A 12261-nucleotide genomic window follows, 5' to 3' on the forward strand; every position below is an offset into this window, starting at 1 on the left:
TGAGCACCGGCTGCCTGGCGACGTCCACCAGAGAAGCAGGGCCCGCGGGGCCGGGGCAAGGACCCCCTGTACGAGGGAGGTTCGGACCCGGGGGCCTTCGGGGGTGGGCCGGTGTGCGGGGTTTCCGCAGGTCGTGCGGGGATGTGGGGTGATTTAGGCCGGTCTGACGGTCTACTATTCCGGCTCGTACGTGACGTAGGTCCTGTGGGGCGCCTCACCCGGGGAGGCCTTTTCCGGGGCCTCGAATGTGACCTGGGCCTCGAAGTTCGCCCGCCGCGTGGCCCGCCGCAGCGCCCTCAGGAGGGTGCCGCCGACGGTGAGGGTCAGGACGACGGTGAGGGCGGCACGGCCCAGGTCCCAGCCGAGGGAGGTGGCGAGGACGTACGCGAGGAAACGGACCAGGTTCTCGGGGAGCGGCGCACCCGGCTCGAAGGAGATCCCGCTGCTCAGGCCCTGCAGCAGGACCCAGCCCTGCAGGTTCATGACCGTCCCGTACGCGAACGCCGCCACGAATCCGTACGCCGACAGCATCAGCAGCTCGGCCCGCCCCCGCAGCCTGTCCGGGCCCGGCAGCAGCCCCGCGCCCATCGTGAACCAGCCCATCGACAGCATCTGGAACGGCATCCACGGGCCCACCCCACCCGTGAGCAGAGCCGACGCGAACATCGTCACCGAGCCCAGGACGAAGCCGAAGCCCGGCCCGAGGACCCGGCCGCTCAGCACCATCAGGAAGAACATCGGCTCCAGACCGGCCGTCCCCGCCCCCAGCGGGCGCAGCGCCGCGCCCACCGCGGCGAGCACGCCCAGCATCGCCACCGCCTTCGCGTCCATCCCGCAGTCCGCGATCGTCGCCACCACCACCGCGACCAGCAGCGGAAGCAGCGCCGCGAACAGCCACGGCGCGTCCCCGGCGTGCGAGGTGACGGCGGAGCCGGCGTCCGCGAAGAGGGGCCAGCAGAAGGCGAGGACCCCGACGAGGGAGACCAGGACCAGCGCGGCGACCGAGCGGGGGCCGAGGCGGACCGGGCGTGCCGTCTTCACAGGGCCGCCTCCACCTGCTCGACCGTGAGCCACGGCTGCGGCGCGAGGATCTTCGCCACCTGCGGCGAGAACGCGGGCGAGGACACGACGACCTCGGCCGTCGGGCCGTCCGCGACCACCTCGCCGTCCGCGATGATCACCACCCGGTGCGCCAGCTCGGCCGCGAGCTCCACGTCGTGCGTCGCCAGCACGATCGCGTGGCCGTCCGCCGCGAGGGTCCGCAGATGGGCGACCAGGCGGGCCTTCGCCGCGTAGTCCAGTCCGCGGGTCGGCTCGTCGAGCAGGAGCAGCGGGGGGCGGCCGGTCAGGACCACGGCCAGCGCGAGCGCGAGCCGCTGGCCCTCGGACAGGTCGCGGGGGTGTGTGTCGTCCGCGACGCCCGGCAGCAGCTCCTCCACCAGGGCCCGGCAGGTCCCGGGCTCCGCGCCCGCGTCCGCGTCCGCCGCCGTGCACTCGGCGGCGACCGTGTCCGCGTACAGGAGGTCCCTCGGCTCCTGCGGAACCAGGCCGACCTGGCGGATCAGCTCGCGGGGGGCGGTGCTGTGCGGGGTCCGGCCCGCGACCCGGACGGTGCCGCTCGTCGGCTCGATCATGCCCACGAGGGTGGAGAGCAGGGTGGATTTGCCGGCGCCGTTCCTTCCCATGAGGGCGACGGTCTCGCCGGGGGCGACCTGGAGGTCGATGCGGCGGAGGGCTTCGACGCGGCCGCGGCGTACGGCGAGGCCTTCCGTAATAAGGAGGGGCGCGGTGGGTGCGGGTGCGGGTGTGGTGCGGCGCCGGCGGAAGAGGGAGAAGCCCCCACCCCTCCCCCTACGCCCAAGGGCGTGGGGGGACCCCCACTTCCCGAAACCGGGGGCTCCGCCCCCGGACCCCCGCGCCTCAAACGCCGGCGGGGCTGGATTTTGGTGCGGCGAATTCAGCCGGTCCGGCGTTTGAGGGCCGGGGTCCGGGGCGGAGTCCCGGTTACGGGAAGGGGCGGGGTGGGGGAGAAGCCCCGCAGGGCCCCACCCCGCAGGGTCCCGCCCCTCCAGCCGCTCCTTCAGCTCGCCCGCCCGCCTCCGCGCATCCCGCACCGTCAGCGGCAGCGGTTCCCAGCCCGCCAGTCGGCCAAGGGCCACCACCGGCGGGTGCACCGGCGACACCGTCATGATCTCCGTCGGCGGGCCCATGACCGCGTCCGGCAGCAGCAGTACCTGGTCCGCGTACTGGACCACTCGTTCCAGGCGGTGTTCCGCCAGGAGAACCGTCGTGCCCAGGTCGTGGACCAGGCGCTGGAGGACCGCCAGGACCTCCTCCGCCGCCGACGGGTCCAGCGCGGAGGTCGGTTCGTCGAGGACGAGGACCTTGGGGTGCGGGGTCAGGACCGAGCCGATCGCGACCCGCTGGCGCTGGCCGCCGGAGAGCGTCGCGATCGGGCGGTCGCGGAGGTCGGCGAGGCCCAGGAGGTCCAGGGTCTCCTCCACCCGGCGGCGCATCACGCCCGGCGCCAGGCCCAGGGACTCCATGCCGTACGCGAGCTCGTCCTCCACGGTGTCCGTGACGAAGTGCGCGGACGGATCCTGGCCCACCGTCCCCACCAGGTCCGCCAGCTCCCGCGGCGGATGCGTGCGGGTGTCGCGGCCGTCGACCGTCACCCGCCCGGTCAGGGTGCCGCCCGTGAAGTGGGGGACGAGGCCCGAGACCGCGCCCAGGAGGGTCGACTTGCCGACACCCGAAGGGCCGACGAGGAGCACCAGTTCGCCCTCGGGGACCGTGAGGTTCACGTTCCGCAGGGTCGGCTCGGCGTCCTCCTCGTAGCGCACCGAGACGTTGTCGAAGCGGATCACGTGTTCTTCTTCTCCTTCGGCGAAGGGGCCGGCGCCACGAACGCAGGCAGCAGGCCCACCAGGACCGACAGCGCCGGCCACACCGGCAGCTCCGGCGCCTCCAGGGGGACCACCCCGGGGTGCAGCGCCTCCGGGGCGTACGTGTTCGCCCAGATCATCAGGACCGCCACCGCGATCCCCGAGCCAGCGACCAGCCAGGCCCGCGCCCCCCAGCGGTCGGGGCGGTAGCGCGTACGGACCGTCCTGCGGCCGCCGAGCCGGAGCCCGGCCATCGCGGCGAGCAGCCCCGCGCCGAGCAGCGGAAGCCCGTACCCGGCGCCCTCCGCCGCCAGCAGCCCGTACGAGCCGGCGCACACGCCGAGGAGCCCGCCCAGGGTCAGGACGTTCGTCGTGCGCCGTACGGAGGCGGGGACCCGGGCCGTCCGGCCGTAGCCCCGCGCGTCCATCGACGCCGCCACCGCGATCGACCGTTCCAGCGCTCCCTCCAGGACCGGCAGGCCGATCTGGAGCACCGCCCGCACCCCGCCCGTGGGCCGGCCCCGCAGCCGGCGGGCGGTCCGCAGCCGGACCACGTCGGCGACCATGTTCGGCGCGAAGGTCATCGCCACGACGACGGCGACCCCGGCCTCGTACAGCGCCCCGGGCAGCGACTTCAGCAGCCGCGCCGGGTTGGCCAGCGCGTTCGCCGCGCCCACGCAGATCAGCAGGGTCGCCAGTTTCGCGCCGTCGTACAGCGCGAACACCAGCTGCTCGGCCGTCACCCGGCCCCCGATCCGTACCCCCTGCGCCCAGTCCGGCAGCGGCACCTCGGGGAGGGTGAACAGCTCGTGCTCACCGGGGATCGGGGAGCCGAGAAGAAGGGAGAAGACCACGCGCAGCGCCACCACGAACAGGCCCAGCTTCACGAACGCGCCGTACGAGCGCGCCCAGGGCGCGTCCGTGCGCCGCGCCGCCACCACATAACCCGCCACCCCGACGAGGAGTCCGAGCAGCAGCGGGTTCGTCGTCCGGGACGCGGCGACGGCCAGGCCGAGCGCCCACAGCCACCACGCGCCCGCGTGCAGGGCGTTGGCCCGGCTCGCCTCGGGGGCCGTGATCGCGCTCCGGGCCGACGCCGTGATCACGCTCCGGGCCGTACTCATCCGCGCCGGCGGGCCTTCCAGATCGCCGCCCCGCCCAGGGCCAGGACCGCCGCCCCGCCGGCGAGCACGCCGAAGGACGGGCCGCCGCCGCCGGATTCCTGCGGAGCGGCCGTCGGAGCGGCCGACGCCGTCGGCTTCTCCTCGACCTGCTCGCCGCAGCCCTTCGCCGGGTAGCCCGCGATCCCGCACAGCATCGCCGCGCTGTCGTACCGCAGCGGCTTCGCCACCGCCGCCAGCGCCTCCGCGCCCGTCGCCTCCTCGCGGACCTCCGCGCAGCCGACCTTGATCAGCTTCTCCGGCGGGGTCTCCCCGGGCGGCGCGTCCACCGGACCGCCGAAGTCGACGACGACCGCGATCCGCTTCGTACCGTCCTTCTTCTCCACGCCCCCGCAGATCCCCGCGAAGTCGGGGGCGACGGAGGGCTGGGAGGTGTCGGCCGTGCCGTTGCTGATCGCGAAGCGGAAGCCGAGGGCGTCGCCGTCGGCGGGCCGGGCGGTCGCCGGGCCCTGCGTGGCGTACACCCAGGGCTTGCCGCCGGCGCTCTCCCAGAACGACCAGTAGCGGTAGCCGGCCGCCTGCGCCGGAGCCGCCGCGACCCCGGCGAGGGTCAGCAGCGCCCCGGCCGCGGCGCCCGCGGCCTTCGTCCGCGTCCGGCTCACTTCTTGCGGCCGCTCACGAGGAAGCCGATGCCGACGCCGACGACCGTGCCGATGCCGATGATCCACCAGACGTCGAAGCCGGAGCCCTCGTCGTCGCTGGTGGAGGAGGCCGAGGTGTCCGGGGTCTTGGGCGCCGGGCCGGTGGCGTTGAGCTGCTCGACCAGGTCCGCCGTGCCGAACTGGCGCGGGTCGGTGTCGGTCGCGCGGGCCGCCAGGATCAGCTGCGCGTACGCGGCCGGGCCGCCCTCCTTCGCCCAGGCGGCCGAGTTCTTCTCCAGCCACGCCAGCGCCGGCCGGGCCTCCTTCGTGGCGCCGGCGGCGGCGAGCGCGACGACGGCGTCGGCGGTGTTGCCGACGTCGGGCTGCTCGGTGGTGTCGGTGGCGCCCGGCATCGGAGGCAGGGTCAGGTGGCCGGTCTTCGCGAGGGACTTCGCCAGGTAGGAGGCGCCGTTCAGGGCGGCCCGCTCGGCGGTCGGCTTCGACAGGTCGTTGCAGGCCGGCGGCTGCTCGGGCGAGGCCTTCGTGGCGACGATGCTCTTGCCGAGCCCGGCGAGGACGGCCGCCGCGGTGGCGTCGGCGTTGGCGAGGAGCTTGCCGGTCTTGTCCGGCTGGTAGGCGAACGCCCCGGCGCCGTCCTTGGAGGAGCAGGGCAGGGCGAAGGTGAGGAGCGCGTCGTACGGGGTGTGGCCCTCGGCGGAGGTGAACGAGACGGGCTTCACGCCTATCGCGGCGAGTGCGCCGGTGACGACCGAGGTGGAGTTGGCGTCACTCGCGCCGCCCACGCCGTAGCCCCAGCCGCCGTCCTTGTTCTGCACGGTCCGCAGCCAGTCGGAACCGGCCTTGACGGTCTTGTCGATCGCGCTCGGGGCGGCGGACTGGCCGCGCACGGCGCGGAGCGCCTGGACGGCGACGGCGGTGGCGTTGGTGTCCCGCATCGTCTTCGCGTCGCACGGCTTCGACACGTCCGCGCGGTAGGAGGCGAACGAACCGTCGTCGCACTGCTGGCCGAGCAGCCAGTTCACCGCCTGGTCGGCGGGCTGGTAGCCGGCGCCGCGCTGGGCGAGGAAGGCGAGCGACTGACGCCAGACACCGTCGTACGTCGGGTCCTTCGTGCCGTACAGGCCGGCCGGGAGGGTGCCGGTCGAGGGGGTCGGGGACGGCGCGGCGGCGGCCGGGAAGGCTGCTGCGGTGCCGAGCACGACTGCGGCGGCGGCGAGCGCGGCGGCGCCGCGGCGGACGGTGTTCATGGGGCCCTCTCCTGCGGCCGGGCACCGGCACGCCTCGGGGGCACCAGGCTCGGCTCCGTATTCCTCGACGGTGCCGGCGGTCACGTCCCGGGCGGGGCATTCCGACTCGCCGCTCCCTCAAGGGGGGCGGCTCACGGTTGCGGGTCAGTGCCGGATTCGCACCGGCTTCCCCCCGTACGGGCATGATGACGACCCGCTCACTCTACCGGCCCGTACGCCCGCCGCCCCGGGGGTGCGAGGCGCCTCACACCGGTCCGCTGCCGGGGAGCGGACCGCTGTGCCATGCTGGCGCCCGCGCGTGGACACGACGGCGTCTTCATGGGGGTGCACATGCGGCCGTTGACCGAGACCGACCCTCGACGGGTCGGTTCGTACCGGCTCCTGTACCGGCTGGGCGAGGGCGGCATGGGCCGCGTCTACCTCGGCCGTTCGCGGGGCGGCCGGACGGTCGCGCTCAAGGTGGTGCACGGCGCGCTCGCCGGCGACCCGGGCTTCCGTACGCGCTTCGCCCGCGAGGTACGGGCCGCCCAGTCGTTACGCGGCGCCGGCACGGTCCCGGTCCTCGACGCCGACCCGGACGCGGAGGTGCCCTGGCTGGCCACCGCGTACGTGCCGGGTCCCGCGCTCTCCGACGCGGTCCTCACCCATGGACCGCTCCCCGAACCGGCCCTCTGGCGGCTGCTCTCGGGCCTCGCGCACGCCCTCGACGGCGTGCACCGCGCGGGGCTCGTGCACCGGGACGTCAAACCGTCCAACGTGCTGCTCTCGCCGTCCGGGCCCCTGCTCATCGACTTCGGCATCGCCCGCTCCGCCGACGAGACGGCCCTCACGGGGACGGGACTGGTCGTCGGCTCGCCCGGCTTCATGTCGCCGGAGCAGGCGGAGGGGCGGACGGTCGGGCCCGCGGCAGACCTCTTCTCGCTCGGCGCGGTCCTCGCGTTCGCGGCGACCGGGCGCGGGCCGTTCGGGGGCGGTTCGGTGGCGGAGCTGCTGTACCGGCTCGTCCACCACGAGCCGGACCTCGCCGGGGTCGAGGGGCCGTTCGCGGAGCTCGTACGGCGCTGCCTGGCCAAGCGGCCGGACGACCGGCCGGCGGTGGCCGAGCTCGCCGCGACGGCGGACGCCCACCGGGAGGAGTCGGGCAGCTGGCTGCCGGCGCCGGTGGTCGCGGCCATCGCGCAGAAGGCGGAGGAGCTGCTCAACGCGGAGGCGGAGTCCGAGCCGGAGCCGGAGCCGGAAACGGCGGCGGAGTCGAGGCCGGGGTCGGGGTCGAAGCCCAGGCCGGAGACTGAGCCCAGGCCGGGGCCGGAGCCCAGGCCGGAGCCCGAGTCCGAGTCCGCTCCTGCCGGGGCCGGTGCCGCCGGTGCGAGTGCTGCACCCACCGCCGCCACCACCGTCCTCCCGCAGCCGGCCCAGCCACCCAAGACGGCCGTTCTGCCTTCGCGTGTACCCGTCCGCGGCCCGGCCGCCGTGCCGCGGGCCAGGGCCTCCTCGACGGGGGTGCCGTCCGCGCGGGAGCGTGCCGTGCGGGCGCTGACCGCGGGCCTGGGGAGGCCGGTCCTCGGGCTGTTCTACCTGGTGCCGATGGTCGCCTTCCTCGTCGGCGGGGTCGACCTCCTGAGCCGCGCGGTGGACTACCCCTCGCTCTCCGGCCAGGCGCAAGGCCCCTACCAGTGGGCGATGAACGACTGGTGGCGCGTCCCCGCGACGCTGCTCCTGATCGCCGCCATGGTCGGGCTCCAGGGCTACCGTGGGCGACTGCCCACGGTCCGGCCCGGCCGGGTCCGGTTGTGGTCGGCCGGGATCGCCCTCTACTGGATCGCGCTGATCGCCGTACTGACTCTGCACCTCCTCTGGTTCCTGTTCGTCCACAACGGCTACGACTCCTACGAGCACGGCGGGCAGCACTGGCTGTGGTGGGTGGCGATCCCCGTGATGGTGCTCGGCGGCGGCATCTCCCCGCTGGTCCTGGTCATGTCCCTCATCCGCCTGTTCAAGGCCTGAGGCGGGTCCTCGGGGTCCTCACACCGCGATGTACGTGACCGGGTCCGTGCCCGCCACGGGCTCCGCGCGGCCGAGCTTCACCAGGCGGCGGAGGTGGGCCTCGGCCTCGCTGACGGCGATGTTGCGGGAGCCGTAGGGGATCTGCTCCCAGGGGCGGTTCCACTCCATGCGCTCGGCGAGCTGCCACGGGGTGAGCGGGGTGGCGAGGAGGCCGAGGAGGCCGGTGAGGCGCTCCTCGTGGTGGTCGAGGAGTTCACGGACGCGGCCGGCGGCGTCGGTGAAGGCGTACTGGTGGGCGGGGAGGACCTCGGCGACGCCGAGGCGGCCGATCCGTTCGAGCGAGTCCAGGTAGTCGCCGAGGGGGTCGGTCATGGTGAGCTCGTCGGGGTCCTCGTACAGGCCGATGTGCGGGGAGATCCCGGGCAGCAGATGGTCGCCGGAGAAGAGCCGGCCGTGGCCGGGCAGCCGGGAGGGGTGCTCCTCCTCCAGGTGGAGGCAGACGTGCCCGGGGGTGTGGCCGGGCGTCCAGATCGCGCGGAGGCGGCGTCCGGCCAGGTCGAGGAGTTCGCCGGGGACGATCTCGCGGTCGGGGAGGGCCGAGCGGAGGCCGGGCAGGGTCCGCATCCGGCCGGCCGCGCGGGCGGCGCGCAGCGGGGCGATGTGGTCCTCGGGGGCGCCGACGGTGGCGAGTTTGCGGGCGAGGTAGTCGAACCAGGTGCCGGGTTCGGCCTCGCGGGTGCGGCGGACGACGGCCGTGTCGGCGGCGTGCATGGCGATCCAGGCCCCGGACTCCTCGCGGACCCGGCCGGAGAGGCCGTGGTGGTCGGGGTGGTGGTGGGTGATGACGACCCCGTGGATCTCCCGGACCGAGAGGCCCAACGCGTCGAGCCCGGCCGTGAGTTCGTCCCAGGAGGCCGGATCGTCCCAGCCGGTGTCGACGAGGACCGGGCCGCGGTCGGTGTCGAGGACGTGCACCAGGGTGTGGCCCAGTGGATTGTCCGGGATGGGCACCCGCAGGGACCAGACGCCTCCGCCGTGCTCGGTCACCTGGGTCATGAGCGTCCTCATCTCTGCGTACCGGTACGACCATTGCCCACCATAACTAGAACTGGTATCAGTTCTGAAGCACCGTCAGGAACATCGTCAGGAACATCGGCAGGCAATTCCATCTCCTCGGGAGGCAGCGGTCATGACCGAGCTTGTGGAGCACGGAAAGCTGTTCATCGGCGGGGAGTTGACCGACCCGCTCTCCGACGGGGTCATCGAGGTGATCTCCCCGCACACCGAGCAGGTCATCGGCCGTGTCCCGCACGCCTCCGAGGCCGATGTCGACCGGGCCGTCGCCGTTGCCCGACGGGCCTTCGACGAAGGGCCCTGGCCACGGATGACGATCGAGGAGCGGATCGCCGTCGTGACCCGCATCAAGGACGCGATCGCCGTGCGGTACGAGGAGATCGGCCGCTCCATCAGCGCGCAGAACGGCTCCCCGTACTCCTGGTCCGTCCTCGCCCAGGCGCTCGGCGCGATGATGGTCTGGGACGCGGCGATCACCGTCGCCCGGGACTTCCCGTACGAGGAGCGGCGCGGCGGTGTCCTCGGACCGCTGCTCGTGCGGCGCGAGCCGGTCGGGGTCGTCGCGGCCGTCGTCCCGTGGAACGTGCCGCAGTTCACCGCCGCCGCCAAGCTGGGGCCCGCGCTGCTCGCCGGCTGCACGGTGATCCTCAAGCCCTCGCCGGAGTCGCCCCTCGACTCGTACATCCTCGGCGAGATCGCCGCCGAGGCCGGTCTCCCGGAGGGGGTCCTGTCGATCCTTCCCGCCGACCGCGAGGTCAGCGAGTACCTCGTCGGCCACCCCGGCGTCGACAAGGTCTCCTTCACCGGCTCGGTCGCCGCCGGCAAGCGGGTCATGGAGGTCGCCTCCCGCAACCTCACCCGCGTCACCCTCGAACTGGGCGGCAAGTCCGCCGCCGTGATCCTGCCGGACGCGGACCTGGAGACCGCCATCGCCGGGATCGTCCCGGCCGCCTGGATGAACAACGGGCAGGCCTGCGTGGCCCAGACCCGTATCCTCGCGCCCCGCGCGCGGTACGAGGAGATCGCCGAGGCCTTCGCCGCCGCGGCCGGCGCGCTCGTGGTCGGCGACCCGCTCGACCCGGCCACCCAGGTCGGCCCGCTCGTCGCCCGGCGCCAGCAGCAGCGCTCCCTCGACTACATCGGGATCGGTCAGGCGGAGGGCGCGAAGCTGCTCACCGGCGGCGGCCGCCCGGAGGGCCTCGACCGGGGCTGGTACGTCGAGCCGACCCTCTTCGGCGACGTCGACAACTCCATGCGGATCGCCCGTGAGGAGATCTTCGGCCCGGTCATCTGTCTCCTGCCGTACGGGGACGAGGACGAGGCGCGGCGGATCGCGAACGACTCCGACTTCGGGCTCAGTGGCAGCGTCTGGACCGGCGACGTGGAGCACGGCATCGACTTCGCCCGCCAGGTCCGCACCGGCACCTTCAACGTCAACACCTTCAGCCTCGACATGCTCGGCCCCTTCGGCGGCTACAAGAACTCGGGCCTGGGGCGGGAGTTCGGCCCCGAGGGCTTCGGCGAGTACCTGGAGCACAAGATGATCCACCTCCCCGGCGGCTACGAGGGCGGGGCGTGATGGGGGACCGCTGGCGCGTCGAGGTCGACCGGGGTGTCTGCATCGGCTCCGGTATGTGCGTCAACCACGCCCCGGGCGGCTTCCGCCTCGACACGGCCCGCCAGTCCCACCCGGTGGAGCCGGAGACGGACGCGGGCGAGCGCCTCCTCGCGGCGGCGGAGGGCTGCCCGGTGGAGGCGATCCTGATCACCCTGGCGGACGGAGGAGAGCCGGTGTTCCCACCGGAGGAGTAGCGGTGTCGGGGCGGAGCGGTCGTTCCCACGTGCAAAACTGGGCCCCTTGGTCACGGGGGCAAGGGGCCTTCGTGCGCGCGGAATTGGGAGTGTTGTGCGCAAGGCGATGTGGGTGGCCGCGGCCGCTGGTGTGGTGCTGCTCGTTGCGGGTTGTGGCAGCGAGGGCGGTACGGACAAGGGCGGTTCGTCCTCCGCCGGTTCGGCCGCGACGGGCGGTTCCGGTGCGGGTGGTGCGAGCGACGAGAAGCTGGACGCGGCCGCCGTCACCAAGGAGTTGACGGACGCGGCGACCGGCGCCGGCTTCACCCAGGACTCCTCGGGCGAGGCCGTGCCGGCCGAGGCCAAGGAGTGCATGGTCAGTTGGACGGCAGACGCCGAGAAGGCCGCGGACCCGGCGAAGTCGTATGCCGGCACGGTCGCGACCCTGACCGGGGGCGGCTGGAGCGAGGAGCGGAGCTCCGAGGTGGGCGGCTCGGTGATCAAGTCGCTGAAGAAGGGCAGCTGGAAGCTCCAGGCCAGCAACCACGCGGCCGGCCCGCTGAAGCTGGTGATGTTCGTGGCCGTCGACAGCAGCGCGGAGTGCGAGGCGGTCCTCGCGGCCAGCAACGCCAAGACGCAGGGCTCCTGACCCCGCACCGCCCGGGCCCCCGGCAGGCGAACCGCCGGGGGCCCGGGCGGGAGGCCTCAGACCGCGGGCTCCGGCGCCGTCAGGTCGATCAGGCGGCAGACCGTCTCGATGTCGATCTTCACCTGTGCGATCGAGGCGCGTCCGGACAGCCAGGTGATCAGCGCCGAGTGCCAGGTGTGCTCGATCACCCGGACCGCCGAGAGCTGGCTCGGCGTCGGGTGCTCCGCCCCCATCGCGTCCAGGATGATCGCGGTCGTCAGCCGGGAGACCGTGTCGACCTCGGGGCTCACACTGCGGTCCGCGAAGGTCAGCGCCCGCACCATCGCGTCGGCCAGCTGCGGTTCCCGCTGGAGCGCCCGGAAGGCGCGCATCAGGGTCTCGGCGACCCGCTCCGCCGGGTCGGCACCCGCCGGCGGGCGCTTCCGCAGCGTGGTGTGCATGTGCTGGAGCTGGTCCTGCATGGTCGCGACGAGCAGGTGGATCTTGGACGGGAAGTACCGGTACAGGGTGCCCAGGGCGACCCCCGCCGCCTCGGCGACCTCCCGCATCTGCACGGCGTCGAATCCGCCCCTGGCCGCGAGCTGGGCGCTGGCGTTCAGGATGCGGCGGCGCCGCGCCTCCTGGCGCTCCGTGAGGGGCGGCGACGCGGGTCTGTGGTCCGCTCTGTTCTCTGCGGTCATGAGGTCCCGTTCCGTGCGGCTTCCGTTCGGTGGGGAGCGACAGTATGGCCGTGCGGCCGCCGTGGCGCGAATCACCTGTTCCGGCTCTCACCACGGAGCTACCTGCCGGTAGATTCTGTGCTCCTTGAAGGATCAAGAACGTTCAAGT

The 12261-nt window shown here is 73.8% G+C and carries 11 protein-coding genes and 1 riboswitch; of the genes, 4 read left to right on the forward strand and 7 right to left on the reverse strand.

Features of this window, described 5'->3' with window-relative positions; translation table 11 throughout:
• Positions 1-174: 174 nt before the first annotated feature.
• Genes AC07AW_RS09965 through AC07AW_RS09985 form a run of 5 tightly spaced genes read right to left on the reverse strand, consistent with a single transcriptional unit; the run spans position 175 to position 5915 of the window.
• Positions 175-1041 (reverse strand): ECF transporter S component, encoded by an 867-nt coding sequence (locus AC07AW_RS09965; protein WP_478814936.1) that lies wholly within the window; start codon positions 1039-1041, stop codon positions 175-177.
• Positions 1038-2867 carry an ABC transporter ATP-binding protein gene (locus AC07AW_RS09970; RefSeq protein WP_478814937.1) on the reverse strand — a complete coding sequence of 610 codons (1830 nt, stop codon included), beginning with the start codon at positions 2865-2867 and terminating at the stop codon, positions 1038-1040. Before AC07AW_RS09970 ends, AC07AW_RS09965 begins: the two co-directional genes overlap by 4 nt.
• Entirely contained in the window at positions 2864-4009 is a 1146-nt protein-coding gene (locus AC07AW_RS09975) for an energy-coupling factor transporter transmembrane component T (protein ID WP_478814938.1), read from the reverse strand. Before AC07AW_RS09975 ends, AC07AW_RS09970 begins: the two co-directional genes overlap by 4 nt.
• Positions 4006-4668: an SCO2322 family protein gene (locus tag AC07AW_RS09980; RefSeq protein ID WP_478814939.1), complete on the reverse strand. Its 663-nt coding sequence runs from the start codon at positions 4666-4668 to the stop codon at positions 4006-4008. The genes AC07AW_RS09975 and AC07AW_RS09980 overlap by 4 nt, the downstream gene beginning before the upstream one ends.
• Positions 4665-5915 carry a prenyltransferase/squalene oxidase repeat-containing protein gene (locus AC07AW_RS09985; RefSeq protein ID WP_478814940.1) on the reverse strand — a complete coding sequence of 417 codons (1251 nt, stop codon included), beginning with the start codon at positions 5913-5915 and terminating at the stop codon, positions 4665-4667. The genes AC07AW_RS09980 and AC07AW_RS09985 overlap by 4 nt, the downstream gene beginning before the upstream one ends.
• Before the next feature lie 94 nt (positions 5916-6009).
• Positions 6010-6087, reverse strand: a riboswitch (cobalamin riboswitch).
• A gap of 158 nt (positions 6088-6245) precedes the next feature.
• Between AC07AW_RS09985 and AC07AW_RS09990 the strand changes: the two genes are divergently transcribed.
• Positions 6246-7919, forward strand: a complete 1674-nt coding sequence (locus AC07AW_RS09990) for a serine/threonine-protein kinase (RefSeq protein WP_478814941.1) — start codon at positions 6246-6248, stop codon at positions 7917-7919.
• A gap of 18 nt (positions 7920-7937) precedes the next feature.
• Here AC07AW_RS09990 and AC07AW_RS09995 read toward each other — a convergent pair whose 3' ends face one another.
• Positions 7938-8975: an MBL fold metallo-hydrolase gene (locus AC07AW_RS09995; RefSeq protein WP_478814942.1), complete on the reverse strand. Its 1038-nt coding sequence runs from the start codon at positions 8973-8975 to the stop codon at positions 7938-7940.
• Between the two features lie 133 nt (positions 8976-9108).
• On the opposite strand from AC07AW_RS09995, the gene AC07AW_RS10000 reads away from it, so the two are divergent.
• The 3 genes from AC07AW_RS10000 to AC07AW_RS10010 all read left to right on the forward strand — a co-directional run bounded on the left by AC07AW_RS10000 (position 9109) and on the right by AC07AW_RS10010 (position 11433).
• Positions 9109-10572, forward strand: coding sequence for an aldehyde dehydrogenase (locus AC07AW_RS10000; RefSeq protein WP_478814943.1), 1464 nt, complete (start codon positions 9109-9111; stop codon positions 10570-10572).
• Positions 10572-10805 (forward strand): ferredoxin, encoded by a 234-nt coding sequence (locus tag AC07AW_RS10005; RefSeq protein ID WP_392152614.1) that lies wholly within the window; start codon positions 10572-10574, stop codon positions 10803-10805. Before AC07AW_RS10000 ends, AC07AW_RS10005 begins: the two co-directional genes overlap by 1 nt.
• Before the next feature lie 106 nt (positions 10806-10911).
• Positions 10912-11433, forward strand: coding sequence for a hypothetical protein (locus AC07AW_RS10010; protein WP_478815326.1), 522 nt, complete (start codon positions 10912-10914; stop codon positions 11431-11433).
• A 56-nt stretch (positions 11434-11489) separates the two neighbouring features.
• Here AC07AW_RS10010 and AC07AW_RS10015 read toward each other — a convergent pair whose 3' ends face one another.
• Positions 11490-12113, reverse strand: coding sequence for a TetR family transcriptional regulator (locus tag AC07AW_RS10015; RefSeq protein ID WP_351185931.1), 624 nt, complete (start codon positions 12111-12113; stop codon positions 11490-11492).
• Positions 12114-12261 lie beyond the last annotated feature (148 nt).

This window comes from Streptomyces sp. NPDC044003 (genome assembly GCF_056435185.1).